This window comes from Desulfofustis glycolicus DSM 9705 (assembly GCF_900130015.1).
Taxonomy (GTDB): Bacteria; Desulfobacterota; Desulfobulbia; order Desulfobulbales; family Desulfocapsaceae; genus Desulfofustis; species Desulfofustis glycolicus.
In genome coordinates this window covers 35,014-60,958 of the sequence record NZ_FQXS01000018.1, presented here as the reverse complement: position 1 = coordinate 60,958, position 25,945 = coordinate 35,014, and the positions used below count along the sequence as shown (strand labels likewise).

Sequence of the window (25,945 nt, the reverse complement as noted above, 5' to 3'; positions counted from 1 at the left end):
CCGGGATTCCTTGTCAGCCATTGATACCAAGTTTTTGCAAACATTCGTCCAGGCCGTCCGGACTGTCGAATTGCAGTGCGGTAACCCGCTGCCCCTTCGGAACGATCTTGCGCATCATCCCCTTGAGGACATTTTTCGGCCCGACTTCGATAAAGGTGTCGACACCGTCGTCGATCATAGCAATGATACTCTCGCACCAACGCACCCGGGAGATGATCTGCCGAGCCATGATCTCTTTGATAGCCGCCGGGTCATCGACCGGTTGGCCGGTAACATTGAAAAAGACCGGCAGCTGCGGACGATTGAAGGTGACGGTTTCGAGATATGCGGCAAAATCGGGCACCGCTCCGGCCACCAGCGGGGAGTGATTGGCGACGCTGACGTTGAGCGCGATCACCTTGGCACCCTTGTCGGCCAGCGCTGCGCAAACCACGTCCAGGCCATCCTCGCTACCGGCGACGACGATCTGTTGCGGGGTATTGTAGTTGGCCACCGTAACACTCCCTTCGCCCTGATACGCAGCCACTGCCGCTTCGACCACGTCGATGGAGAGGCCGAGGACGGCGCGCATGCCGCCGGGATGTTTCAGCCCTTCCCGCTCCATGAAAAAACCGCGGCGCTCGACGAGCCGGACCGCATCTTCAACCGAGATCACCCCGGCCGCACAGAGGGCCGAAAATTCACCGAGGCTGTGGCCGGCGCAGCAGGAAATCGGCAGCTCAGGGGGCAGCCGCATCTGCAGAGCCTGCAAACACATCAGGTTGGTGACGGTGATGGCCGGCTGCAGGACCGCTGCCCGGGTCAACTCCTCCAGCGGCCCGTCAAGACAGAGGCGGCGCAACGGAAAGTCGCAGACCGCCTCGGCCGTTGCCATGATCGTCGCGCACTCGGGCAGTCTGTCGATGAACTCCCGGCCCATCCCGACGAATTGCGAGCCCTGGCCGGGAAAGAGTACTCCAAGTTTCATTGCCTTCTCCTTTTCTCGTTGCGGATGTCGAGGATATTGGCCAGAACCATCACCCCGACCCCGACACAGATCGCGGAATCCGCGACGTTAAAGGCCGGCCAGTGATAACTGCCGAGATAAAAATCAAGAAAATCGGTGACGGCGCCGTGGCGCAACCGATCGATCAGGTTACCGAGTGCCCCGGCAGCGATCAGGCCAAACGAGATGCGGTAGAGACGCTTCAGGTCGCCGCCGATTTTCCAGGCGGCAACCGTCAAACCGATTACCGCCAGGCTGTTGACACCGACAAAAAAGTAGTGTCGTAGCGGCGAGTCGATCGATGCGAACAGCGAAAAAGCCGCCCCCTTATTGGTCACGTGGACCAGATTGAACAGGCCGGGAATCACCTCGCGCACGTCATAGAGAGGCAGATTGGCGACAATAATGAACTTGCTCAGCTGGTCACCGGCAAGGATGACAACAAAGATCAGAAAATAGAGCCGCACCGTTATGACTGCTCATGCAGGTTCATCGTGCCGATCACGTTCAGGCACCTATCACAGATGGTCGGATGACCGGCGGAGGTCCCGACGCTGGTCGATCTGATCCAGCAACGCTCGCACTTTTCACCCGGTGCCGGGCCGACGGCCACCCGCAGGCCCTCGACCTCTTCTCCGGTCGTTGCATCAAGCCCGGCCAGTTCCTGGGGGCCGACAAGCCGCAGCGCGGAAACGATGGTGATCTCTTTCAGCGTTTGCCATTGGTCGGCAAGAAATGCGGCAAGTTCTCCTTCACCGGCGACGAGTACTTCGGCCTCCAGCGAATGACCGATAATCTTGCCGGCCCGCGCCTTTTCCAGTGCCCGGGTAATATCGGCGCGAATCCGGGCCAGCCGCTTCCAGCGCTGCTCGGTCGCTTCGTCCAAATGATTGCGCCGGTTGCCGGCCGGAAAATCGGTAAAGAAGATGCTGCCGGCCAGATCGTCCTGCCGATCGCGGCCGTGCAGCGCATCCCAAGCCTCGGCAGCGGTGAAGCAGAGTATCGGCGCCATCAACTGCAGCAGCCCCTCGGTGATCTCCCGGAGCACGGTCTGGGCGCCGCGCCGCAGCGGCGAGTCGGTGCCGGAGACGTAGAGGCGGTCCTTGATGATATCGAGGTAAAAGGCGCTCATGGTCATGCCGCAGAAATAGTTGAGTCCATGATAGACCCCGTGGAACTCGTAGCGTTCGTAGGCGGCGACAATCTTCTCCTTGACTTCCTCGAACCTGGCCAGAGCCCAACGGTCCAGCTCATCGAGCTGCTCCAGCGGTACCGCGTCCCGATCCGGCTGAAAATCGGCGAGATTGCCGAGCATATAGCGAATGGTGTTGCGGATCTTGCGATACGACTCGGTTACCTGACGAAGGATGCCGTCGGACACCTTGACGTCGTCACGATAGTCTTCACTGGCAACCCACAAACGCAAGATCTCGGCACCATACTGCTCGATCACCTCCTGCGGCGCCACGACGTTACCAACCGATTTGGACATTTTCTTGCCCTGTCCGTCGACTACGTAGCCGTGGGTCAGCACCCCTTTATACGGAGCCCGGCCCCTGGTGCCGACCGACGTCAGCAGAGCACTGTGAAACCAACCTCTATGCTGATCACTGCCCTCCAGATAGAGATCGGCCGGCGAGGTCAATTCTTCGCGCCGTTCGCAGACCGCGGCATGGCTGACCCCGGAATCGAACCAGACATCGAGAATATCGGTCTCCTGACGAAATTCCACGGACCCGCAGGACGGACACGTTTTATCGGCCGGCAGGAAATCGTCCACACCGTGGCTGAACCAGGCATCGGCGCCTTCCTGCAGAAATAACTCGTCGATCGTGCCGGCGATCGTCTCGTCGTTGATCACCGCGCCGCAATCCCGGCAACTGATCACCGTGATCGGCACGCCCCAGGCGCGCTGCCGCGACAAACACCAATCGGGCCGGTTTTCGATCATCGAGTAGATGCGCTGCATCCCCCACCCCGGCGTCCAAACCACCTGACGGATCTGTTCCAGGGATTTACGACGCAGGTCGTCATGCTCCATGGAAATAAACCACTGCGGCGTCGCCCGATAGATGACCGGCTGCTTGCAGCGCCAGCAATGCGGGTAGCTGTGGGTAATCGCCGCCTGGTGGAGCAGATGCCCGGATTCGACCAGATCTCCGTTGATCCGGTCATTCACTTCGGGAACGCGGAGTCCTTCGTAAACGCCGGCCTCGGCGGTGTAATAACCGTCATCGTCCAACGGCGAGAGGATATCGAGCCCGTAGCGCAGGCCGGTCTGATAGTCGTCGGTGCCGTGTCCGGGAGCGGTATGCACACAGCCGGTACCGGCCTCGAGCGTCACGTAATCGGCCAGCACCAGCAGCGAGTCGCGATTCATGAAGGGGTGGCGACAAGTTCGCTTCTCCAGCGGGCCGGCGGCAAAGGTGCTCTCGATCGTCCAGTCGCTCACGCCCCACTCGTCCATGACCCGGGGTACCAGTTCTTTGGCCAAGACCAGCAGCTCGTCGCCAACCCGGACGGCGGCGTATTCGAAGTCGGGATGCAGGGCCACGGCCAGGTTGGCCGGCAAGGTCCACGGCGTCGTGGTCCAAATGACGATAAAAGTCGGCGTCCCGGCCAGCTTCTCATCGATATCGCCGAGGCCGGCATCGATGGCAAACTTCACGTAAATGGACGGTGACGTGTGCTGGTGATATTCAACCTCGGCCTCGGCCAGCGCAGTGACACAGGTCGAGCACCAGTAGACCGGTTTCTTGCTTCTGACCACCGCCCCTGAGAGAAGAAATTTATTGAATTCCCGGGCGATGGTGGCCTCGTAATCGTAACTCATGGTCAGATACGGCCGCTCCCAGTCGCCGAGTACTCCGAGACGCTTGAACTCTTTTTTCTGGGTCTTGATCCACTTTTCCGCGTAACTCCGGCAGGCGCGGCGTTTGGACAGGGTGGGAATGGTCTTTTTCTTGTCGCCCAATTCTTTGTCGACGTTATGTTCGATCGGCAGACCGTGACAATCCCAGCCGGGAATATAAGGCGCATTGAAACCGGCCATCCGTTTGGAGCGAAGGATGATGTCCTTGAGGATCTTGTTGAACGCGGTACCGAGATGGATATTGCCGTTGGCATACGGGGGGCCGTCATGCAGGACGAAGAGGGGCCGCCCAACGCTTCTCTCCTGGATTCGCTGATAGAGGTTTTCCGCATCCCAGCGCTTCAACATCAGCGGTTCGTTCTGGGTCAGGTTGGCCTTCATCTTGAATGAAGTTTCGGGCAAATTCAGCGTCGCCCTGTAGTCCATGATTCTCTCCTTTTTCCTCGCTCGCGGAAGACCCGCCAAGCAGGTCGACAACCACTGGAATAGTGGCCGAATTTATTCGAAACCAAGTACAATAACACCAACAGGGCAAGTTGCAAGCAGAAAGTCTTGTCCCCCGGCCCCTCCCCGCCGACCGGGCGGCAGCCGCTGTGCTTTCCAGGCATTGCGTCGCTTTAAAATTGACACCGGCCGCCAAGCCTATTAAATAGTAGAAGATTATTAAAGAAATTCGACCCGACAGACAACTGCCCCTTCTCCCCGTGCGTGATCCATGAGCGAAAGCAATGGCGCCATGATCGAAATGATCAAGGTGAGCAAAATATATCAACCCGATATCAGGGCGCTTTCCGACGTGTCCGTGTCGATCGCCCAGGGGGAGATGTTCTTTCTTATCGGCATGAGCGGCGCCGGCAAGACCACCTTTCTCAAGCTGCTGTGCAACATGGAAACTCCGACCAACGGGCTGATCGAGATCGCCGGTCGAGATATCCAGAAATTGCGCGGCAAGACACTGGCCAGGATGCGCCAGAAGATCGGCGTCGCCTACCAGGACTTCAAACTCCTGACCGATCGTACCGTAGCCGAGAATATCGCCATCTCGATGGAGGTCTCTTACAAAAAGCCGCAACATATCAAAAAGCGGGTCAGAGATCTGCTCGACCGGCTGGCCCTGGCCGATAAGCACGATGCCATCACCGGCGAGCTGTCTCGCGGCGAACAACAACGCGTCGCCCTGGCCCGAGCGGTAGCCAATTCGCCGACCCTGATCCTCGTCGACGAGCCGACCGGCAACCTGGACGCGACAACGACCAGGCGGGTCATGGACCTGCTGACCAAGTGCAACCACTCCGGGGCCACGGTGATAATCGCCACCCACGACGATTCAATTTACCGCGACACCCAGCATCGCATCATGGAGTTGCGTAGCGGCAAACTGCACTTGATCCGAGAGGGACTACCGCAATGAGTTTCTGGCTCGCCGTGCTTCGCCAGGTCGCCCGAAACCTCAGGCAAACCTGGCCTTCCCAGTTCATGACGCTGCTCACCGTCAGCCTGTCGGTATTGATCTTCGCCTTTTTCTATCTGGTCTATATGAATATGCTCGGGGTCGGCGACAAGCTCGGCGACGACCTGCGGCTCATCGTCTACCTGGAGGAAGAGCCGGGGCCGGAAATGCAGGAGCAGCTCCGGCGCAAGATTCTCGCCTTTGACGAGGTCGAGCAAATTCGTTTTATCTCCAAAGCCGAAGCGTATCAGCGCTTTGCCGACCAGCTCGGCAACGACCGCGATGTGCTCGACGACATGCCGCGTGACTTCCTGCCGGCCTCCATCGAAGTGGTACCGCTGAAGAACCTGCGCAGCCTCAGCCAGGTCAAACTGTTTTCCGATTATCTCGCCCGTTTGCCCGGAACCCTGAAGGTCCAGTACGGCCAGGACTGGATCGAACGGTTCTACTATTTCACCCGGCTCCTGTCCATCGTCGTGCTGCTCAGCGGCGGCCTGCTGATCATGACCACGGTCTTCATGGTTTCCTACACGATCCGCCTGACTATCCTCGGCCGGCAGGCGGAACTTGAACTGCTCAGGCTGGTCGGCGCCACCAACAACTATATCAGAACTCCGTTTCTGATCGAGGGGGTTCTGCAGGGTATCCTCGGCTCAACGGTCGGAATCATCTCGCTCTACACACTCTTTCATTGGATCAAGCTCAGGTTTTCCGGTCCGGGCATCCTCACCATTTTCGAATTCTCATTTTTCCAGGGCCCGACCGTCGCAACCATCATTTTCATATCCGTATTGTTGTGCACCGTCGGCAGTTATCTTTCGATGCAGAAATTCCTGCGCATCTGAGCCGGAACAATGGTCATGGGACGTCTTGAGGGGAGCTTGAAAAAATTGGGATTTCTCTCAAGATTGAGGCGCGCAAGAGAATTTTACCGCAGGCATATACATGATATTCCGAGGATAAAATTTGATTGCGCAACGACGAGATTGAGCGAAACGGCAATTTTTCAAGGTTCCCTTGTAGGCACCGCGCGTAGACTGTTTGCCGCTGCAGGCTTTGTCCTGCTTGTCGCCGTGCTCCTGCCGGCTACCGATGCCGGCGCCGCCGACTCTCCCGAAGTGCGCCAGCAAAAGAAAGAAGAGGTCGCCAAAGGAATCAAGACTTACCGGATCAACATCAGGCGCCTCCAGGAAGGGATCAAAAAACAACAGGAACAGATCACCCGGACCCGCCAGCAGGAACGCGACCTGCTTGCCGAGTTGCAGAATATCGACCTGCGCCTCGGCGAACAGCTGGAAAAGCTCGATGTACTGGAAGCAAGAATGAAGGCGCAGCGCGAACTGCTGCTGGTCAAGGAACGGGAACTGCAGCGAACCCGCAGCGAGAAACAGGCGGTGCAGGACCACCTGATGAAACGGATTCAGGCCTACTACAAGATGGGCAGCATCGGCTTCATCAACGTTACCTTCTCTGCCCAAACCCTGCCCGAGTTGATGCGCTTTCACGACTCCTTCCAGACCCTGATCAGGTACGACCGCGATGTGATCGCCACCTTCCGCCATACTATCAACGAGTTGGAGGCTGCCATCGAGACCCTGGAACTTGAAGAGGGTCTGCTCCAGGAGTTTATCGCCCAAAATGCCAGGGAACGGGAAAAACTGGACGATATCAGGCAGGAGAAGGAAGCCCTGCTGGTCCGCATCAGGACCCAGCAAAAACTCCACCAGCAAGCCATCGAGGAAATGCAGCAGGCCAGCGCGTCCCTCTCATCTTCGCTGCAAGTTCTCGAGAAAAAAGAAGATTTTCTCGACCAGAGCTTTCTCCGCAACAAGGGCAAGCTGCCGCCGCCGGTCGACGGCACGATCATTACCCGCTTCAAAGAGCACAGCACCAACCGACTTGGCATCACCTCGCTGAGCAACGGCATCGCCATTGAGGCACCAACGGGCACCATGGTTCGTGCCATCCACGAAGGAGAAGTCATGTTTGCCGGCTATCTCCGCGGTTATGGCAACACGGTTATTGTGAATCACGGTTATCAGTATTATTCTATCACCTCACGGGTCGAAAGAATCCTGATCGAAAAAGGGCAGCGGGTCGATGAACGAACGGAAATCGCCATCATGGGCGAGACCGCAACCTTAATAAATGAAGGACTCTATTTCGAAATCAGGCACGGTTCGAAAAACCTCGATCCGTCAGACTGGCTCGACCCATCCCGAATATCGAAAAAACCTTAGGCGGCCGCGCTGTTCCCGGGCGCCGATAACCCACAGAAAATAATGTTTCAACGTCGCTTGTTCACCTGTTGCCGTCTCCTCCTCCTGACCCTGCTACTCACCATCCCGGCACCGGCCATCGCCGAAGCTGAAATCAGCGAAAAGCAGCAACAGGATACGTATCAACACCTGGAAACCTTCGCCGCCATCCTGAGCATCCTGCAGGAACACTACGTCGAAGAGATAGACACCAAGGAGGTTATCGAAGGGGCCATCGACGGTTTGCTGCTCTCCCTCGACCCCCACTCCTCCTACCTGAAGCCGGAACATTATCGGGAATTTCAGGAAGAGACGAGCGGCGCCTTTACCGGTATCGGCATCGAGATCACGCTTAAAGACGGTGTCATCACTGTCATCGCCCCGATCGAGGACACACCGGCCGCCAAGGCGGGCATCAAGGCCAACGATAAGATCATCAAAATCAACGGCGATTTTACCAAGGGTAAGTCACCCTTCGATGCGGTCAAGCTGCTGCGCGGCCCGAAAGGCAGCGAAGTGACGATCTCCATTTTCCGTGAAGGCTGGCAGGAACTGAAGGATTTTACGCTGAGCAGGGATACTATTCCGCTGCAGTCGGTCCGCTCCTTTGCCATCAAGCCGGGCCTCGGCTATCTGCGCATCTCCAATTTCCAGCGCAATACCACCAAGGAGGTTCGCGAGCACCTCGCCGAGCTGAGAAAAGCCGAGCCCCTGCGCGGCCTGATCCTCGATCTGCGCAATAACCCCGGCGGGCTGCTCGATCAGGCCGTCAACGTCGCCGACCTCTTTCTCGCCGAAGGGCTGATCGTCTATACCCGGGGCCGGAATAAGGAACTCGATCTCACCTATGAAGCGCATCGCGACGAACGTACCGAATCATTCTACCCGCTGGTGGTCCTCGTCAACGAAGGATCGGCCAGTGCATCGGAAATCGTCGCCGGCGCCGTTCAGGACCATAAGCGCGGGGTTATCGTCGGCAGCAAAACCTTTGGCAAGGGATCGGTACAGACCATCGTTCCACTGGCCGACGGCGCCGGCCTGCGAATGACCACCGCCCGTTACTACACGCCCAGCGGCCGCTCCATTCAAGCCACCGGCATCCTGCCCGACATCGCCATCGAACTGGCAAACGGCAGCACGGATGAGACCGGGGAATCTTCGGCACCGGCAGTGCGCGAAGAGGATCTGGAAAACCATTTTTTCAACCAGAGCGACAAGCCGACCGAAGACACTCCCGAATTTTCCGACGAGATGCGGAGCCGGGTTGAAAACGACAACCAGTTGCGCGAGGCCTACAACATTTTGAAGAGCCTGATTCTCTACGCCTCCTTCAACCGGCAGCAAACGAGGGAATAAGACAGCCCATGTACAACGCCATTGCCCTTATCGCTGAACAGCGGATCAGCCAGGCCATCGAAGAAGGAACCCTGCGGACGGAAGGCTGGCACGGACGACCGCTGCCCATGGATACCGAGCCGTTCGTCCCTGCCGATCTGAAAATGGCTTACAAAATCCTGAAAAACAGCGGCTACCTGCCACCGGAAGTGGAGATGCGCAAGGAAGCGCATCGCCTCGAGGATCTGATCGCCAAGACCGAAGACGCCCATCAACGGCTGGTACAGATGAAGAAACTCAACGTACTGCTGATGAAGATCGACCGCTGCCGGGACCGGCCGACCAGGATCGATCATAACGACGAGTATTACCGCAAAATTGTCGAGAAATTTTAGTCCGCCGTCCTTGACCCGCCGTCAAAACCCGAGTTCTTTCAGGAACCTCTCGTCCCGGGTCCAGTGTTTCTTGATTTTGATCCACAGCTTGAGCATCACGTGCCGGCCGATAAGCTCTTCGATGTCTTTCCGGGCGGCAATGCCGATCTGTTTGAGCTTGGCTCCCCCTTTGCCGATGACGATCGGTTTCTGCGAAGGACGTTCCAGGTAGATGGTGGCATGGATGGTGACGCTGTTCCGTTCGTCGTCCTCTTTGAAGGACTCGATCATCACCGCCGAAGAATAGGGAATTTCCTGGCCGGTCAGCAGAAATACCTTTTCCCGGATGATCTCTGCGGCAAGGAACCGCTCACTGGCATCAGTCAGGCTGTCTTCCGGGAAATAACGGATGCCGCGGGGCAGCACCGTCAACAATTGATCGATTATCTCCGGCACCCCCTCCCCGCGCAGTGCTGAAACCGGCATAATCGCCCGGAACGGATAGAGCGCGGCATAGGAATCGATCAGCGGCAGCACCTGACGGCGATCGATCAGATCGATCTTGTTGAGCAGCAGCAGGGCCGGGCAGTCAATCTCGTTGAAATAATCGAGATACTGATGGCCTTTCTCGGGCCTGTCCGCCTTCGTTAGCGGCCGGGATGCATCTACCATGAACAACACCGCATCCATCCCCTTCAGGCTGTCCATCGCAATCTTTACCATCTCCTGGTTGAGGAGCCCGGAACTCCGATGCAACCCCGGCGTATCGAGGAAAACGATCTGGTAGTCCGGCCCGTTGAGAACCCCGACAATGCGGTTCCTGGTGGTCTGCGGCTTCGGCGTGACGATGGAGATCTTCTGGCCGAGCATGGTGTTGAGCAGGGTCGATTTTCCGGCGTTGGGGGGACCGACCAGGGCAACCATCCCGGAACTCACCGTTTCAGCGGGGAAAGCATCCATATTTTATACCGTGGAGGTGGAATTTATCGGTTTGCTGAGATTATACCGTGGAGAAATGGCAAAAATACACTATATTTCTCTGTTCGAATCTAAAAATCGGCCCTGTTTCGGCCCAGACAATGCAATTATCCCGGCAACAGGCCCTCCGAACGGCCGTACCGCCGTCCGGCAACAGACAATCAAGGCGTACATGTCTTTCACACATATCAGTTCCGGCAAACTCATCGAATATCTCGACAACGGCAGATTTATCTGTGGCTATGTCACCGAAAGCCAACCCAAACGCGTCCGCCTGCTCAACCAGAACGGCCGCGAACTGAACCTGCCGGTATCGCGTATCGTTCACTGTTCACAGACTTCGCCGCCGGCCGTCTCCGACCGGGAATCGTTGATCAGACTGCTACAGGATACGACCGAAAAACGGCACCTGTTGATGCAGGACATCGATCTGGAAATGCTCTGGGAACTGGCCTGCACGGAGGCCACGGACACCTTCGACCCGCGTTTCCTGACCGAGCTGATGTTCGGCCGCGTTGCCGACGACGACAGGATCTCCGCCTTTCTCCGTTCGGTGTTCAAGGACAAGCTGTTCTTCAAATACCGGGAAGGCAGGATTCAGGTCCACAGTCCGGAAAAAGTGCAACAGCTGCGCAATCAGCTGGAAAAAGAGGCCTGGAAAAAAACTGTCATCCTCGACGGCGCCGAACTGCTGCGCCGCATCGACCGGCTGGAGCAGGCGGCCGCACCGTTCACCGAACAGCAGGACGAAATTCTCACCCTGCTGCAGAACTATTACCTGCACGGCTCCGATGCCGACCAGGCCGATCTGGTCCGGTCCATTCTCAAGGAGGCCGGCTTCAACAAACCTCACGATCCGTTCCACCTGCTGGTCAAAGCCGGCATCTGGACACGCAATGTCAACCTGCCCCTGCTCCGCGCCAATCTGTCCATCTCGTTCAGTACCGAGGTGCGACAGCGGGCGGAGGCCATCCTTCAGTATGGCAGCGATTCATTGTTCAACGATCCGGCCCGCGTCGATCTTACCGATCTGGCCACCTTCACCATCGACGGCGCCACCACCCTGGATTTCGACGATGCGCTCAGCATCCAGGAACAAAACGGCAATTACCTGGTCGGCGTCCATATCTCCGATGTCGCCCATTATGTCCGGCCCGGCGATCCGCTCTTCCAGGAGGCCCTCAATCGGGGCACCTCTCTCTACTTTCCGGAAGGGCAGGTACCGATGCTGCCGAGACACCTGTCGCAGGGGGTCTGCAGCCTGATCCAGGACGAGACGCGGGCGGCCTTTTCGCACCTGATCCTGCTCTCGCCGGAGGCAGAAGTGCTCAAGGTGCAGATCGTGCCCTCCATTATCCGGGTCGCCCGGCGGCTGACGTACGAAAATGCCGACCAGATGATCGACTCTGATCCGGAATTGCGCATCTTCAACATACTGCGCCAGAAATTGCGCCAGCGTCGTTTTGCCGCAGGAGCACTGCTGCTTCCCTTTCCCGACGTCAACATCTACATCGACAACCAGGGCAAGGTGCACGTATCGCTGGGAAAGACCGACACTCCGGCGCGCACCATCATCTCCGAGATGATGATCCTGGCCAACACCGAGGCTGCCCGCTTCGTCTCCGATCGCATGGCGCCCGGACTGTTCCGTTCGCAAGGCCGAATCACCAAACGATTCGTGCAGGGCGACGACGACGACCTGTTCCTCAACACACTGCAACGCAAACATCTGCCGCGCAGCGAGCTGACCACCGAAGCCAGGCCGCACAGCGGCCTGGGCGTCGGTTTCTATACCACGGTCACGTCACCGATCAGACGGCTGCTCGACCTGGTCATGCAGCACCAGATCAACCACCTGATTCGCCGGCGCAGCGTCTGTTTTACCGAAGAAATGTGCAAGGACTTCACCTCGGTGATCGCCCGTACCCTGGCCGCCGCCAACAGCGTCAAACAACAGCGACATCGCTACTGGCTCCTGAAATATCTGGAAGACCATATAGACACCTACATGGAAGCGCTGGTCATCGAAACAGGACCGAAGCGGGTCAACCTGCTGCTCACCGATATCCTGATGGACATTGATCTGCCCCCCACCCGGACGCCGCTGCCCGAACCGGGCAACCGCGTCATGGTCAGGCCGGTCAAGGTCGACCCGCTCGATAACAGTTTCCGCTTCGACTGGTAATCAGCACCCCTCAATCGCCGCCCGAACCCGCTCCACCCTGAGCTTTACCTCCTGGCCCGGCTGAAAATCGTCGGTGCCGCTCTCGCACTCGAGCACCAGCTCCTTGTCTTCGGCTGTGACGACGACGCAGCGGGCGCTCGCCGCCGAAACCGCCGTCGCACCGCCGGCCACCATCATCACCATTGCCATAATTGCAATAATTCGTTTCATCTCGTTCTCCTTTCGATCTGCGGCCGGACCCGATGTCCGCCCTTTTTCGAAACCATAGCCGCTCCATCGACCCGGGAACAGGCGACATCGGCCAACATCGACCAAAAAAGATGGCGACATCGGGTGGTTTGCCGTACCGGTGCAGATGGCAAACCTTGCGACATCTGCTATGATAAAGAAAAAACATCAACCGGTCAGCGACAACCAGTGAACGAGACAAGCTATCCAGGCGGCCCGGAAATGGTCAAGATCGACGGGGGTAGAGTCCGCGCCCTCCGCGAGAGCAAGGGCCTCACCCAACTCTACATCGCCACCTCAGTCGACGTAACCACCGATACCGTCTCCCGCTGGGAGAACAAACGCTATCCGACGATCAAGAAAGAAAACGCTCTGAAACTGGCGGCCTCTCTCGAGGTGGACCTTGGAGAACTCCTCGACCGGGATGAGGCCCCCGAACCGGACTCGCCGGAGACGCCACCCGAGCCGCCCGAACCGGCAGCCACGTCGATGGCCGACGACGGGCCCGAGCAGGTGACGACTCCGGCCGCAACCGGAGCTGCGCCCCGCCCCACCAGGGCAATCAAAACGGCACTGATAATCACCGCACTGCTCCTGTCCGGCGCAGCCCTGGCACTCTTCTTCATGGGACGAGGCCAGAACCGGCCGCTTGAAATCAGCGTCCGCCGTATAGCGCCGCCCCATTTCGTTGCCGGGCAGCCGTTTCCGGTCTTCCTGAAGGTCGATGCGCCGGCGGACGAGCCCCGCTCCATCATCCTGAAGGAGGCCATTCCTCCGGGTCTGCACGTCGTCACCGCCCTGCCCCCGATTTCCGGACAGGACAAGAAAGACAACTCGATCAAATGGCTGACCAAGGTGCGCGGTACGACGACCTTTGCCTATACGCTGCGCAGCGAACTCTCCTACCAGGGGACGCTGCACCTGGACGGCTTTGTCAAAGGCCCGGACAACGCCACCGCGGAGATCACCGTCGATGGTGACCGGCAGAGTACTTCCGGGGTTCATCACTGGGCGGACAGCAACCGGGACAACCGCATCAGCGACGAGGAAATCCTGGCGGTCTACGACCTGGCTGGCAGCGATCAACCGATCGGCATCGATATGGAGTTGATCGAGGATATCTGGCTGGGCGACGGCTATGTCTGGCAGGCCCAGCAGCAGCGTTTTGCCGTACGGGAGTAAAGGATCGATGCCATTATCTCACCAACCACCGAGCATTGTTATGAAGACATCCAGACGATACCCCTCTGCTGCCGCCGGCTGTTTCCTGCTGGCGCTGCTCTTTCTGCTGGCCACCTCCGGACATGCCGACGGTGTCTCCGCCCGGCTCTTCCAGGATCAACCGAATAGCGTCATTGTCGAGATTTCGCTGTCCCGGCCGGCCCCGAGCAACCTGATCGTCGAGGTGTTCCTGCCACGCGGCGTAGCGGTTACCGCCGGCCAGCCGAAGCCCGCTAAAATCGAACGGAAGAAAGGAAGTGTCAGGTGGCTGCTCAAGAACACCGGACCGGGTACCGTGCAGGTGCGACTGGTCGCCAACCAGGCGGTGCGCCTGTCGGATTGCACGGCCCTGATCCGGTACCGCCAGCCCGGCTCCGGCACGCTGATCGAAATCACAGCGCAGCAGTAAGCAATCCCCGCACCCCATCGGCAATGAACTGAATCGACAGCGCGGCGAGCAGCACGCCGAGCAGCCGCTTCATGATACTATTGCCCGTTTCCCCCAGGACTCGCGAGACCGAACCGGCCGCCAACAGACAAAACAGCGACAGGCCGAAGACAACCGCGACCGCAGCCAGCAAAAAGAGATAATCTCCCACCCCGCCAACGTCTCCGGTGAACAGCAGCACCGTCAGAGTCAGACAGCCGGGGCCGGCCAATAGCGGGATGGACAGCGGAAACACCGATATGTCGCTCTGCACTTCAGCGTCATCGCGCTGCTCGACCGATTCGGCGCCGACCACCATGCTGAAAGACGTGTAGAAGAGCAACAAACCGCCGGCGATCTTGAACGAATCGAGAGAAATGCCGAGTTTGCCCAACAACCACTGGCCGAAAAAGCCGAAAAATATCACCAATCCACAGGAGATCAGCACGGCCCGGAAGGCCATGGTCCTTCGATAGGTCCCGGATCGGTCACCGGCCAGGGCATGAAAGACCAGGGCGACACCGACCGGGTCGACAATAACCATATAGGAAATCAGGGCCTGCAGAAAAATATCCATCGCTCCTCTCTCAACCAACGCCAAAAGCGCCAAAAACGCCCGATGCCGGGCGATGTCGGGCCCGACATCGCCCCATGTCCGCTACCGTTTCCTCCAAAAACAGCTTACATCAAAGACAACAGCAGCACCAACCGTAGAAAAACCAACAACGGAGGACGGTCATGAAAAAACTTATTCTCGGAGCAACCATCCTGATGGTATCCCTTACCGGCTCACTGAGCGCCCGGGCAGATCACAACAACGGCATCAACGGCCTGATCTTCGGCGCCGGCGGCGGGGCCATCGCCGGCCAGGCCATCGGCCGAAACACCGAGGCGACGCTGATCGGCACGGCCGTCGGCAGCCTGCTCGGCTATGTGATCGGCAACGAGATCGACAAGAGCGGCGGCTATCACCGCCAGGTCGTCTACCACTCACAGCAGCCGGTCATTCACCGGCAGCAGCGGGTCGTCAAACATTACCCGCCGCAGCGGCGGGTGGTCTACCAAAACAAATACGTCACCGAGAATCATCACTACTACCCGGGTGCCACAGATCGTTACACGCAGGGACCGCCGTGCCGTGAAGCGGAAATCCTCGGAACGGTAAACGGCAGGGCAAAAAAGATCTACGGCACGGTCTGCCGTACCGAAAACGGCTGGGAACTGGTTTCCGAACCGGCCGGGCAGGTGAAAATGCGCCGCGACCGCGGGAAACACCGCAGCAACCAGCATTGGGTCGGCGGACGACGGTTCTAGACAGCTGCGGCCGTCCTGAAGACCTTCCTTGCAGCCACCCCCAACCGCTCCCGTTGGGCCCGACCGAGGGCACGACGGGAGCGGCATCGTCTCGCCGCGGTGTTCGCCCGGCCGCCGTCTTGCCGCCGTTTTGCCGCCGTTGCCATCTCTCCGACGGTGTTGTATGATTTACGCACGTTCACCTTCCACCGCGGAACACCATGGCCAGGAAACTACTGCTCACCGGGGTGCTCTGTCTGGCCGCCCTGCTGTTCTCCGGAGCGGTCGACCGCGCCATTCCCTACCTTGACGATCGGGCCGACCGCTATTTCCGTGATACGACCACCGATGCGGCGCTGGCCTATGCAACGGTGCGCGGCGTCAATGCTGTTGTCTCGGTGCTCAAGGAATCGGCGCTGGAGATTTCTCCGGCCGGAGTTGGCCTGAGCATCGCCGCCGGCCAGATTCTCGACCCAATCGACGACCTGACCGAGCGTCTGTCTCTGGTCATGGTCACCGCACTCGTCTCCCTCGGTCTGCAGAAACTGATCATGGAAATCGGTCAGCAGGCGCCGCCGGTTCTGCTGGCGCTCGTCGCCTTGCTGCTCATTATCCCGCTCTGGCTGAGAGACGGCCGGCGCATCCCCTTGACTGAACTACTCTTGAAATTCGGGGCCGTGCTGATCGCGTTGCGCCTGCTGCTGCCGCTCTCTTCACTGGTCAGCGATACCCTCTACCAATCCCTGCTCAAAGACGACATGGTCGCCGCCAAGGCGCAGCTTTCCGCACTTTCCGCCGAGCAACAGGTCATCGGCGGTTTCGACAGCCCGGAGGGAAGCGGGATCATCTCTTCATTTACCATATCGGCCCGGGAAAAGATGGAAGGCGCCCGTGACCTGTACCGGCGCATCGCCGAAAGCGGCGACGACATCGTCAACGCGCTCCTGGTATTGACCACCTTGTACGTGTCACTTTTCATCCTGCAGGTGATCGTTATCCCGATCACCACGCTCTGGCTGCTGATCGTATTGATTAAATCACTGTTTTCCGGGCCATGGTACGGCACCGGGCAACCGCCGGTGCTGCCCGCCGCGATGGGCAGAAGCAGCAGAATGGCTATCGAGAAGAAAGACGAAAAAGAGCAGGCGTAACGCGGTAGAGGCAGTGCACCGCAGTGCACCGGAAAGCTGGCGGGCAAACCGATGCCGGAGATGGGCGGGATCGGCTCAGATGTCCAAGGCCCAGGTAGGAATGTGTTTCAGGATGTAATCCTGAACGGATTGTTTTCGCTCGCCGGCCGGCACCTCACCAACCGCTGCCATTACTTCGTCGAAATCGAACCAGCAGAGTTCCCGGTCATCGTAGTTGTAGACCGTCAGGACCCGGCGGTTCTTGTCGTGGATATCTTCCTCCTCCTGAATGGCGGCCACGATTTTCAAGGCCTCAGCGTAGGAGAGAAATTCCATGGCTTCGTCAGACATCGATGCCCTCACTGATTCGAAAAAACAACCATTATCACCGGTACTCCGCCGCCATCACCCGATGCAGAACCGGCGACGGCAATCATTCATCGTTCAGACAGCGGGTTTGACAACGGCACCGGAACGAATGCAACGGGTACACACGCGGGTTCGACGAACGCCGCCGTTATCGGTCACCATGCGCACTCGCTTCAGGTTCGGCAGCCAACGCCGTCGGGTCTTGTTGTTGGCATGGGAAACATTGTTGCCGGTAACCGGCCCTTTGCCGCAAATTTCACATACTTTAGCCATGATCGATCTCCTGATATCTCCTGTCGCCACCATCAGACCGATTGACGTGCTGACGGCGTGACGTTGGTTTGTCATCTGCCAAGGCGAAAAAGCCCAAAAGAGTTCTTTTACCTCGTCTATCAATCTTTTTCAAGATTTTTATCCCCGGTTGCTCTTTGACCGGGAAGGATTAGAATAATCCTGAGAATCGCACCCGACCACGGCACTGCTCCGCTCCGGCCTAATCGATGCTCCTTCGACGCCGACCGGCGTTTGCTGCCGTTTTCTCAATAACCCTTACAAAAATCACCCCACCGATGAGCAGAAAACCCAACAGACCGCTCGAGCAGCCGGTCATCCGTCCTCCGAGCGAGTGGCAGAGCACGCTGATTCGCGTTACCCGGGGCTGCAACTGGAATCGCTGCCGCTTCTGCGGCATCTACCCGCACCTCGGCCAATCGTCTTTCTCGATCCGCCGGTTCGAGGAAATAGCCGAGGATATCGAGATCATGCGCGCTCGCCGGCCCCAGGCGGAGGATTTTTTCCTCGGTGACGCCGATCCGCTTCATGGCGGCAGCGAGTTGATCGGCCGGGTCATCGATATGCTCTATGATCGCTTTCCGGTCAAGAAAGTAACCAGTTATGCCCGGGTCTCGACACTCAGAAAACTCGGCCGGCAGACCATTGCGGAATTGGCCGCTCGAGGACTGACCAGAGTTCACCTCGGCCTCGAATCAGGCGACGAGGAAGTCCTGCGGTTCCAACGTAAAGGACAATCACCGGCCATGGTGCGCGAGGTATCCGGCTGGCTGGCGGCCGCCGGTATCGAGCAATCATTTTACGTCCTGCTCGGGCTCGGTGGGACCGAGCGCTGGCGTGAACATATGATCGCCACGGCCGAGTTGATCAACGAGTTACAGCCGGCTTTCGTCAGGATCAGGCGACTCTGGCTGTACGAATCCGATCCCGTTGCCGGCCGATCCGGCTGCCCGCTCCTGCAACAGGTCGATGACGGCTCGTTCACCCCGCAGAGTGCCGAAGGTACCGTCCATGAACTAGCTCTGCTGCTCGAACGGTTACGCCCGTCGCCAACCTATCTGACCTGTGATCATGCCAACAACGTCGTCCAGGTGCACGGTTCTCTGGCCTCCGACCTCGATGAGATGCGCCGGGAAGTGAGATCGTTTCTCGCGTTGCCCGAAGAGCAACGCCGTGCCTGCTGCGCAGAACATCGGTCTCGGATTTGAAATTTACTTTCTATTTAAGAATCTGCTTTCCAATCGGGACGAAAACTGGTTAAGTGCAGATTCGTGTTCGCGGTTCAGCAGGTCGTCATTTGTCGTAGTCAACCGCTGCGTTTTTCGATACCGAACGAAACTGCCGCTGCCCCTAACTACCCACTTTCCCCATTCAATGCAAAAACATAACGCTATCTGGCAATTTTTCGCCTCGGTCAAGCTGGCCCTGGTCACCATCTCTCTGCTCGCTGTCACCTCGATCATCGGCACCCTTATCCCGCAGAAGAAACCATTTGCCTTCTATGCCGGCGAGTACGGCGATCAGCTGGCTCGGCTCTTTCATGTGCTGGATATCCCGGACATGTACAGCAGCTGGTGGTTCGTCAGTCTGCTCGCCTTGCTCTGCTTCAACCTGATCATTTGCAGTCTCGACCGGTTTCCGGCGGCCTGGAAGCAGATCACCGCCGACGGCCTGGCCCGTCCGACCGATCGATTGGCGACGCTGCCGACCAGCACCAGCTGGCAGGTGGCCACCGGCATATCCGCCACCGCCAACCGACTCACCGACCTGTTGCGCGATGATGGCTGGAAACCGGCACGGAAAGATCAACCCGACCACACCCTACTGTTCTGTCAGAAAGGGGCATGGACACGGACCGGCGTATACATCGTCCACGCCTCGATCCTGGTCATTTTCCTTGGAGGCGTCATCGGCGCCATCGGTGGCTTCAAAGGAAGCATGGTGATCCCGGAGACCATGCAGCGTGACCGTGTTGCGCTGTTCGGCAGCCAGTCCTTCGAAAACCTCGGTTTCACGGTACGCTGCAACAGCTTTCTTGTCGATTTCTATCCCAACGGAGCCCCGAAAGACTATGTCTCCAGCCTAACCATTATCGAAGACGGCAAGGAAATCCTGACCCGTGAAATTCGGGTAAACGACCCGCTTACCTATCGGGGAATTACCTTCTATCAATCCAGCTATCAATCGTTTCAAGACTTTCTGATCACCATTGAAAACACCGCCGCCGATCTGCGCGAATCGTTTATCGTCGAGTTCCAGAAGCAGGAGCGGTGGCCGGAAGAAGGTCTGCGGTTCGGGGTCATCAACGCCAGAGCCATGGGGCAATCCGTCGTCAGCAGTAAGCTCTGGATCAGTGACGATCAGAGCGCCCCGGTAACCGTCTGGTTGGATAAAACCGACACCGCCGAAGTTCAACTGGGCGAGCGGAATTATCTGGTCGGTGCCCGGCAGATGTACACCACCGGCCTGCAGGTGGCCAAAGATCCCGGAGTCTGGTGGGTCTATGCCGGCTGCTCGCTGATGTTAATCGGTCTTTACATCGCCTTTTTCACCTCGCACCGGCGTCTCTGGGTTCTCGTTTCCGCCGCCGATAACGGCGCAACCGTACTGCTGGCCGGATCGGCCAACAAAAACCGACCCGGTTTTACCCGAACCATGGAAGAACTCGAGCAGTTGCTCCGAACGGAACAGCACGACTAGATACCATGGACGTCCGACAATTCGATTATTTGCAGACGGAGTAGCACAATGGATAGTTCCCAGCTTCTCGGTATAACCACTTTCACCTACCTGTTCGCCTCCGGCCTCTACGTCGCCCTGCTCGTCTTTCGCAGCGCGCGACTCGGGTTCATCGCCACGACCTTTACCGCTTTGGCCCTGCTCGTTCAGACCGCGGGAATCATCCTGCGCTGGATAGAATCGTATCAGATGGGCATCGGCCACGCACCGCTGTCCAATATGTACGAATCTGTCGTCTTTTTTGCCTGGATGATCATCGTCATTTACTTGGGCATCGAATGGAAATTCAAGCATCGTGCCATCGGCGCCTTTGCCGTCCCGCTGGCCTTTCTGGCCATGGCCTATGCCTCGTTCGCCCCGATCAACAAGGGCATCAATCCGCTCGTCCCGGCCCTGCAATCAAACTGGCTGATCGCCCACGTACTGACCTGCTTCGTCGGCTACGCCGCCTTTGCCATTGCCGCCGCACTGGCCCTCATGTACCTGATCAAGGCCGCCGCCAGCAACAGGCGGCAGGAAGCAGGTCTGCTGCCGTCTTTGCGGGTACTCGACGACATTATCCACAAATGCCTCATTTTCGGTTTTATCTGGCTCAGTGCCGGTATCATCACCGGCGCGGTCTGGGCCAACTCCGCCTGGGGCACCTATTGGAGCTGGGACCCGAAGGAAACCTGGTCGCTGATCACCTGGTTCGTCTATGCATTTACCCTGCACATCCGCTATACCCGCGGCATCAGCGGCAATGCGATTGCCTGGTTGTCCCTACTCGGCTTTCTCGCCGTGATCTTCACCTACTACGGTGTCAACTTCCTGCTCTCAGGATTGCACAGTTACGCCTGAAATCAGTTTTTTATATGAAAAACCAGACTATTAAAGAAAAACATTTCCAAGAGAGGTTCTTGACATACGCCCGCTAACCCGGTATAAGATGGATAGGGTGAATCTTCGTTCAGTTCTACCGGCAGAAAACCAATTCAAGAGAGGAGTGGTCACCATGATGAAGAAATTGTTGCTCTGTATTTGTGCCGTCGCGGTTCTGGGTTTTGCCGGCGTCGTCGTCGCCCAGGATCCACCGGCTGACATGATTCTGCAAGCCGAAATCGACAAAGCGAAAAAGCCGAAACCGGCTGTTTTCCCGCACGCCAAACATCAGGAGATCGCTGCCTGCGGCGACTGTCATCACGGCGCGGAAAACGGCAAGCAGGTTCCTTACACGGAAGGCATGGAGATCGCCAAATGCGAGTCTTGCCATAACTCCGGCATCGAAGGGCTGCCCAAAGAAGTCGCCACCTATAAAGATGCCGCCCACAAGAACTGTCGAGACTGCCATAAAAAGGCCGCTGCCGATAACCCGGCCCTGGCCGAGGTCTTCAAAGGCTGCAAGCCCTGCCATCAATAAAACCGTGTACGGTGATGCGTATCACCGACTGAGGTTTGGTAGTACAATAAAAAAGGCTGCTCCGAACGGGAGCAGCCTTTTTTTGTTTTTCCTTTCGGTCAGCAATCACGAAGGCCCAGCAGGGCGGAGAATCGGGCCCTCAGTATGCGTAGATTTATAATCCGCCGTGCATGCGGGAGATATCTCCAATCGCCAGGATCAGCGTACCGATACCGGTCAGTAGGTTGAGCCGGTTGTTCCGCACCGCCTCGTCCTCGGCCATGACCATTACGTCGTCGAAAAAGCGATCGACGGGTTCTTTGAGGGCCAGCATCTCTTCAAGAAAACCGCTATAGTCGCGACGCGGCAACCGTTGCTCGCCGGCAGCATGCAAGCGCTGATAAACGGTGTATAACTCCTGCTCCGCCGGTTCGGTCAACAGCGAACGGTCAACCTCCAGCTCCTGGTGATCTTTGATGATATTTCTAATCCGTTTGAACGAGCCGGCCAGCACCTCAAACGATTCCTGTCGCTTGATTGCAATCAATGCCTCGATCCGCTGCAAACAATCATTAACATCGTCAAATGCGACTGAACTAGCCGCGTCTACGGCTCTGGCATCCAGCCCCCTGGCAGCGCAGTCGTTGACGAAGCGGCCTTTGATAAAGGTCATGATCTGCTCTACCGTTGCCGCCCCGCCGGCCACCTTGTCGCCGTAGAGCGCCAGCGCCTTGTAGAGCAGATCGGATAACGGCAGCCCATAGCGATAATGTTCAATGATATGGAGTACGGCCAGGGCCAGGCGACGCAAACCGAATGGGTCGGTGGTGCCGGTCGGGGTCTGCCCGATACCGAAACAGCCGGCAATGGTATCGATCCGATCGGCCAATCCGACCAGGGCGCCGGTCGCCGTGGTCGGCAAGGGTGAGCCGGCCCGCAGCGGCAGGTAGTGTTCGGCAATGGCCACTGCAACGCTGTCGGCCTCTCCGTCATGGGCACCATAGGCGCTGCCCATTACCCCCTGCAATGACGGAAACTCTCCGACCATGTTTGAGGTCAGATCGGCCTTGCAGAGCAGCGCGGCTCGGCAGGCGTCCTCGGCAACAGTCGGCTCGAGCATATCGGCGAGCAAGCGGGTCAGCTTAACGATGCGATCGACCTTGTCGCGCATCGAGCCGAGCCGCGCCTGAAAGATGATGCCGGACAGCGCCTCGAGCCGCTCGGCCAGCCTGATCTTTTTGTCCGACTCGAAGAAGAAGAAGGCGTCCTCCAGCCGTGCCCGCAAAACCCGCTCATGCCCGGTCCTGGTTACTTCGATCTGTCGTACCCGGGTATTGTTTACCGCCACGAAGCCGGGCAGCAACGAACCCTGACGGTCGATCACCGGAAAATATTTCTGGTGTTCACGCATCGAGGTGATCAGTACCTCGGCCGGAATCTGTAAAAATTTCTCGGCAAAACGACCGCAGACCCCGAACGGGCATTCAACCAGATTGGTCACCGTATCGAGCAGCCCCTGGTCAACAGCCACCTCGGCGCCATCACCAAAGCCGGCAACGGCCACGGCAGCCTTGATTTCATCGAGTACCCGCTGTCGGCGCCGCTCGACATCGGCAATAACGAAACGTTCTTCCAAGGCGCGTTCATAGTCGGCCGCCGTTGCGACAGTAAATGTGTCGGGGGCGAGAAAGCGGTGACCACGACTCAGATTTGAACTGACGATCCCCTCGTGCTCGAATACGACCGTATCGTCGCCGAATCGGGTGAGCAGCCACTGAATCGGGCGAGCGAAGGTGAGTTGGTTACTACCCCATTTCATGGACTTGGCAAAAGACAGCTCGACCAGGATCTCCTTGAGCAGTTCCGGCAACACCGTTTCCGTCGCGACGCCTGCAACCTGGCGAACCAGCTTCAGATACTCGCCTTTCGGGGTAGCCACCAGACTGAGTTGATCGACTGTTACCCCTTTTGAGCGGGCAAATCCCTCGGCGGCCCGGGTCGGTTTTCCCTGGTCGTCAAACGCTGCCTGTTTCGACGGGCCGAGCAGCTCTTCCCGGCTGTCTTCCTGGCGTTCGGTAAGCTGCTCGACAACCAGGGCGAGCCGGCGCGGGGTGCCATAGGTGCGCAGACCGGCGAAGACGAGCTTGAGTTTTTCCGCCTTCGTGCGAAACAACGAGGCAAGCTGCTCCATGGCCGGAACAAGAAAACCGGCCGGCAGCTCCTCGGTACCAATCTCAAATAGTAAATCCTTCATGGTGGCCTTTTGCAAAAGGTGATCGCATTATACCGCCGGATTCGGCAGCAGATCGGGGCCACTCGTCAGTGCAAATAACGAATACCCCTGTGATAGGTTTTCAACGGTAACTTCGTACCAGCGTAACTCCGTGAGGGTCGCCAATCGCCGGTCGAGCCGTTCGAGCAGGGTTTCCATCGGCTGGCCTGGATCATCACCGCACTTCCGGCGCTCGGTCATTTCCGCTTTAATGGTCGCCTCGATGATATCGATCAGGTCTTCCAGCCACATAAAGCGCTTGAAACGCACACTGACCAGCGCCGTACCCCAGAGCCCGCCGCGTTCGGCAGTTCCTTCATCGGACGGTGGATAGGCAATGGGCACGGAAAGATCGATCCGCAGGTCGTCATCCTCTCCGAGAAAACAGCTCATGGTGCATTCATACCTGCTGATCCGCAACGTATCCTGATCATCACTGCGCCGCAGAAAAAATGGAAAAAACATCTCCATATGGGCAGCTTCCGCATCCAGCCGGAGCTTCATTTCTTCAAGAATCTGCCGGAAATTCTTGATATCTATCTTGCCGTGAAAGCAATTGAGGATTTCGATAAAGCGGCTCATGTGCGTGCCCTTGAAGTGATGCGGCAGGTTCACGTACATGTTGATGGTGGCGATGGTCTTCTGTCTGCTCTGCGCCTTATCGAGGACCGTTATCGGGTAGGTGACGGTTTTGACACCGACTTTCTTGATATCGATACGTCGGTAATCCTGCTGACTCTGGATATCTTTCATGATCGACGCGGACCCGAGCTGCGGCCGTCCGGCAACCGGGTCAGCCGACCAGCCGGCGAACGGCGGTCTTCAACTCGCTCATATCCGATGATTTGACCACGTATTCATCAGAGGCCCAGGCGCCCAAATCCTGTTTGTACTCGTTGTAGGCGCTGTTGATGATCACCGGAATGGCCGCGTTGAGCATCTTCATCTGCCGCAACACCTCGATGCCGTTGAGACCAGGCATCTGGATGTCAAGCACCACCAGGTCGGGCGGCGACTGTTTGAACTGCTCCAGGGCGCTCTCCCCGTTGAGCGCCTCGGCCACCTCGTACCCTTCTTCCTTGAATTCCTCCTGGTAGAGCAACTGGATCGACTCGTCATCGTCGACGATCAGCAATTTTTTCATGATGACCTCCTTCAACTATCCAGAGATTCACGTAAGTACTGGGTCGCCTCTTCCGGTGGCATCGGATTGATGTAAAACCCCGAGCCCCACTCAAAACCGGCTATCGAGGTCAACTTCGGCACAATTTCAAAATGCCAGTGGAAATGCTCCAGCTCACCGGAGCGCAGCGGCTGGGTGTGCAGCACGAAATTGTAGGGGACATTTGAGATGCAACCGTCGAGCCGGCGCAGGCTTTCCGAGAGGATTCTGGCCAACTTGAGCAACTCCGTATCGTCTTCGTGGCAATAGCCGGAGGTGTGCCGTTTCGGCAGCACCCACATCTCAAACGGCGTCCTGGGTGCAAAGGGAGAGATGGTAATGAACGATTCGTTCTGACAGACCACTCTGACGTCCTGTTCGATTTCCTGCCGAATGATATCGCAGAACAGACAGCGATCCTTGTAACGAAAATAGGATTTCCCGCCATCCAGCTCATTGGTGATCATCCGCGGCAAGACCGGGAGCGCAATCAATTGGGAGTGTGAATGCTCCAGCGAGGCTCCGGCCGCCTTGCCGTAGTTCTTGAAGATCATTACATAACGGAACCGTGAATCCTTCTGCAGATCGAGCAGACGATCGCGATAGACACGCAGTACCAGAGCGATATGCTCGACGGGCTGGTTCCACAACTGGTCATTATGGCCCGGCGATTCAATGATCACTTCGTGGGCGCCGATGCCGTTCATCCGGTCGTACAACCCTTCCGCCGCCTTGCCGAGTTCACCCTCGATGATCAGCGCCGGATACTTGTTCGGGACCACCCGGACCTGCCAGTCCGACTGGTTGCTCCGGGATTGACAGCCGCCCCGGTAGGCCAGCACCTCCGGTGGCGTAAAATCCTCGTTGCCGGGGCAGAGCGGGCAGAAGCCGCCGAGCACCTGCGACTTTTCCACCAGAAAATCGGTCGGCCGTTTACGACGTTCCTTGGCAATGATGATCCATCGGCCGAGAACCGGATCTTTACGCAATTCCGGCAT

General features: G+C 57.9%; 26 protein-coding genes. 14 read left to right on the top strand and 12 right to left on the bottom strand.

Annotated elements, in window-relative coordinates:
* Positions 1 to 13: 13 nt before the first annotated feature.
* From BUC26_RS14380 to ileS, 3 genes are read right to left on the bottom strand one after another with little or no spacing between them, the layout of a single operon-like run.
* Positions 14 to 967 carry an ACP S-malonyltransferase gene (locus BUC26_RS14380; RefSeq protein ID WP_073377203.1) on the bottom strand — a complete coding sequence of 318 codons (954 nt, stop codon included), beginning with the start codon at positions 965 to 967 and terminating at the stop codon, positions 14 to 16.
* A complete protein-coding gene (gene lspA, locus BUC26_RS14375) occupies positions 964 to 1,452 on the bottom strand; it encodes a signal peptidase II (protein ID WP_244155859.1) in 489 nt (162 codons plus the stop codon). The genes BUC26_RS14380 and lspA overlap by 4 nt, the downstream gene beginning before the upstream one ends.
* A gap of 2 nt (positions 1,453 to 1,454) precedes the next feature.
* Positions 1,455 to 4,283: an isoleucine--tRNA ligase gene (gene ileS, locus BUC26_RS14370; RefSeq protein WP_073377199.1), complete on the bottom strand. Its 2,829-nt coding sequence runs from the start codon at positions 4,281 to 4,283 to the stop codon at positions 1,455 to 1,457.
* A 289-nt stretch (positions 4,284 to 4,572) separates the two neighbouring features.
* On the opposite strand from ileS, the gene ftsE reads away from it, so the two are divergent.
* The 5 genes from ftsE to BUC26_RS14345 all read left to right on the top strand — a co-directional run bounded on the left by ftsE (position 4,573) and on the right by BUC26_RS14345 (position 9,295).
* Positions 4,573 to 5,268, top strand: coding sequence for a cell division ATP-binding protein FtsE (ftsE, locus tag BUC26_RS14365; protein WP_244155858.1), 696 nt, complete (start codon positions 4,573 to 4,575; stop codon positions 5,266 to 5,268).
* Positions 5,265 to 6,152 carry a cell division protein FtsX gene (locus BUC26_RS14360; protein WP_073377197.1) on the top strand — a complete coding sequence of 296 codons (888 nt, stop codon included), beginning with the start codon at positions 5,265 to 5,267 and terminating at the stop codon, positions 6,150 to 6,152. Before ftsE ends, BUC26_RS14360 begins: the two co-directional genes overlap by 4 nt.
* A 141-nt stretch (positions 6,153 to 6,293) precedes the next feature.
* Complete coding sequence (locus BUC26_RS14355) at positions 6,294 to 7,547, top strand: murein hydrolase activator EnvC family protein (RefSeq protein ID WP_073377195.1); 1,254 nt, start codon at positions 6,294 to 6,296, stop codon at positions 7,545 to 7,547.
* A gap of 42 nt (positions 7,548 to 7,589) precedes the next feature.
* The gene (locus tag BUC26_RS14350) at positions 7,590 to 8,921 is read left to right on the top strand and encodes a S41 family peptidase (protein ID WP_073377194.1); all 1,332 of its coding nucleotides are present in this window, start codon (positions 7,590 to 7,592) and stop codon (positions 8,919 to 8,921) included.
* A gap of 8 nt (positions 8,922 to 8,929) precedes the next feature.
* Positions 8,930 to 9,295: a DnaJ family domain-containing protein gene (locus BUC26_RS14345; protein ID WP_073377192.1), complete on the top strand. Its 366-nt coding sequence runs from the start codon at positions 8,930 to 8,932 to the stop codon at positions 9,293 to 9,295.
* Positions 9,296 to 9,316: 21 nt separating this feature from the next.
* Here the strand turns inward: BUC26_RS14345 and era are convergent, their stop codons facing one another.
* Positions 9,317 to 10,234 (bottom strand): GTPase Era, encoded by a 918-nt coding sequence (gene era, locus BUC26_RS14340; RefSeq protein ID WP_073377191.1) that lies wholly within the window; start codon positions 10,232 to 10,234, stop codon positions 9,317 to 9,319.
* A 190-nt stretch (positions 10,235 to 10,424) separates the two neighbouring features.
* On the opposite strand from era, the gene BUC26_RS14335 reads away from it, so the two are divergent.
* Positions 10,425 to 12,437: a ribonuclease catalytic domain-containing protein gene (locus BUC26_RS14335; protein WP_073377285.1), complete on the top strand. Its 2,013-nt coding sequence runs from the start codon at positions 10,425 to 10,427 to the stop codon at positions 12,435 to 12,437.
* Here BUC26_RS14335 and BUC26_RS14330 read toward each other — a convergent pair whose 3' ends face one another.
* Positions 12,438 to 12,647, bottom strand: a complete 210-nt coding sequence (locus BUC26_RS14330; RefSeq protein ID WP_073377189.1) for a hypothetical protein — start codon at positions 12,645 to 12,647, stop codon at positions 12,438 to 12,440.
* A gap of 240 nt (positions 12,648 to 12,887) precedes the next feature.
* Here BUC26_RS14330 and BUC26_RS14325 point away from each other — a divergent pair, with 240 nt between their 5' ends.
* Positions 12,888 to 13,847: a helix-turn-helix transcriptional regulator gene (locus tag BUC26_RS14325; RefSeq protein ID WP_073377187.1), complete on the top strand. Its 960-nt coding sequence runs from the start codon at positions 12,888 to 12,890 to the stop codon at positions 13,845 to 13,847.
* 40 nt (positions 13,848 to 13,887) lie between these two features.
* Positions 13,888 to 14,295 carry a hypothetical protein gene (locus BUC26_RS14320; RefSeq protein ID WP_073377185.1) on the top strand — a complete coding sequence of 136 codons (408 nt, stop codon included), beginning with the start codon at positions 13,888 to 13,890 and terminating at the stop codon, positions 14,293 to 14,295.
* On the opposite strand, the gene BUC26_RS14315 is transcribed toward BUC26_RS14320, so the two are convergent.
* Positions 14,279 to 14,890, bottom strand: coding sequence for a MarC family protein (locus BUC26_RS14315; RefSeq protein ID WP_073377183.1), 612 nt, complete (start codon positions 14,888 to 14,890; stop codon positions 14,279 to 14,281). The two genes, BUC26_RS14320 and BUC26_RS14315, sit on opposite strands and share 17 nt — an antisense overlap.
* Positions 14,891 to 15,051: 161 nt before the next feature.
* Between BUC26_RS14315 and BUC26_RS14310 the strand changes: the two genes are divergently transcribed.
* Positions 15,052 to 15,627 carry a glycine zipper 2TM domain-containing protein gene (locus BUC26_RS14310; RefSeq protein WP_073377181.1) on the top strand — a complete coding sequence of 192 codons (576 nt, stop codon included), beginning with the start codon at positions 15,052 to 15,054 and terminating at the stop codon, positions 15,625 to 15,627.
* A 200-nt stretch (positions 15,628 to 15,827) separates the two neighbouring features.
* Positions 15,828 to 16,757, top strand: a complete 930-nt coding sequence (locus tag BUC26_RS14305) for a hypothetical protein (RefSeq protein WP_073377179.1) — start codon at positions 15,828 to 15,830, stop codon at positions 16,755 to 16,757.
* Between the two features lie 75 nt (positions 16,758 to 16,832).
* Here the strand turns inward: BUC26_RS14305 and BUC26_RS14300 are convergent, their stop codons facing one another.
* Together BUC26_RS14300 and rpmB are read right to left on the bottom strand one after the other, a co-directional pair.
* Entirely contained in the window at positions 16,833 to 17,087 is a 255-nt protein-coding gene (locus BUC26_RS14300; protein ID WP_073377177.1) for a hypothetical protein, read from the bottom strand.
* A 93-nt stretch (positions 17,088 to 17,180) separates the two neighbouring features.
* The gene (gene rpmB / locus BUC26_RS14295) at positions 17,181 to 17,378 is read right to left on the bottom strand and encodes a 50S ribosomal protein L28 (protein WP_073377175.1); all 198 of its coding nucleotides are present in this window, start codon (positions 17,376 to 17,378) and stop codon (positions 17,181 to 17,183) included.
* Between the two features lie 296 nt (positions 17,379 to 17,674).
* On the opposite strand from rpmB, the gene BUC26_RS14290 reads away from it, so the two are divergent.
* The 4 genes from BUC26_RS14290 (at position 17,675) to BUC26_RS14275 (ending at position 21,534) form a co-directional block, all read left to right on the top strand.
* The gene (locus BUC26_RS14290) at positions 17,675 to 18,604 is read left to right on the top strand and encodes a radical SAM protein (protein ID WP_161949865.1); all 930 of its coding nucleotides are present in this window, start codon (positions 17,675 to 17,677) and stop codon (positions 18,602 to 18,604) included.
* Positions 18,605 to 18,770: 166 nt separating this feature from the next.
* Positions 18,771 to 20,096: a cytochrome c biogenesis protein ResB gene (gene resB / locus BUC26_RS14285; RefSeq protein WP_073377171.1), complete on the top strand. Its 1,326-nt coding sequence runs from the start codon at positions 18,771 to 18,773 to the stop codon at positions 20,094 to 20,096.
* 48 nt (positions 20,097 to 20,144) lie between these two features.
* The gene (gene ccsB, locus BUC26_RS14280) at positions 20,145 to 20,975 is read left to right on the top strand and encodes a c-type cytochrome biogenesis protein CcsB (protein ID WP_073377170.1); all 831 of its coding nucleotides are present in this window, start codon (positions 20,145 to 20,147) and stop codon (positions 20,973 to 20,975) included.
* Between the two features lie 154 nt (positions 20,976 to 21,129).
* Positions 21,130 to 21,534 (top strand): cytochrome c3 family protein, encoded by a 405-nt coding sequence (locus BUC26_RS14275; RefSeq protein ID WP_244155857.1) that lies wholly within the window; start codon positions 21,130 to 21,132, stop codon positions 21,532 to 21,534.
* A 154-nt stretch (positions 21,535 to 21,688) separates the two neighbouring features.
* Here the strand turns inward: BUC26_RS14275 and glyS are convergent, their stop codons facing one another.
* Genes glyS through galT form a run of 4 tightly spaced genes read right to left on the bottom strand, consistent with a single transcriptional unit; the run spans position 21,689 to position 25,945 of the window.
* On the bottom strand, positions 21,689 to 23,767 hold the full coding sequence (gene glyS, locus BUC26_RS14270; RefSeq protein WP_073377169.1) for a glycine--tRNA ligase subunit beta: 2,079 nt from the start codon (positions 23,765 to 23,767) through the stop codon (positions 21,689 to 21,691).
* 27 nt (positions 23,768 to 23,794) lie between these two features.
* Complete coding sequence (locus BUC26_RS14265) at positions 23,795 to 24,538, bottom strand: GTP cyclohydrolase, FolE2/MptA family (RefSeq protein ID WP_073377168.1); 744 nt, start codon at positions 24,536 to 24,538, stop codon at positions 23,795 to 23,797.
* Positions 24,539 to 24,578: 40 nt separating this feature from the next.
* Positions 24,579 to 24,929 carry a response regulator gene (locus BUC26_RS14260; RefSeq protein ID WP_073377167.1) on the bottom strand — a complete coding sequence of 117 codons (351 nt, stop codon included), beginning with the start codon at positions 24,927 to 24,929 and terminating at the stop codon, positions 24,579 to 24,581.
* An 11-nt stretch (positions 24,930 to 24,940) separates the two neighbouring features.
* On the bottom strand, positions 24,941 to 25,945 hold the full coding sequence (gene galT / locus BUC26_RS14255) for a galactose-1-phosphate uridylyltransferase (RefSeq protein WP_073377166.1): 1,005 nt from the start codon (positions 25,943 to 25,945) through the stop codon (positions 24,941 to 24,943).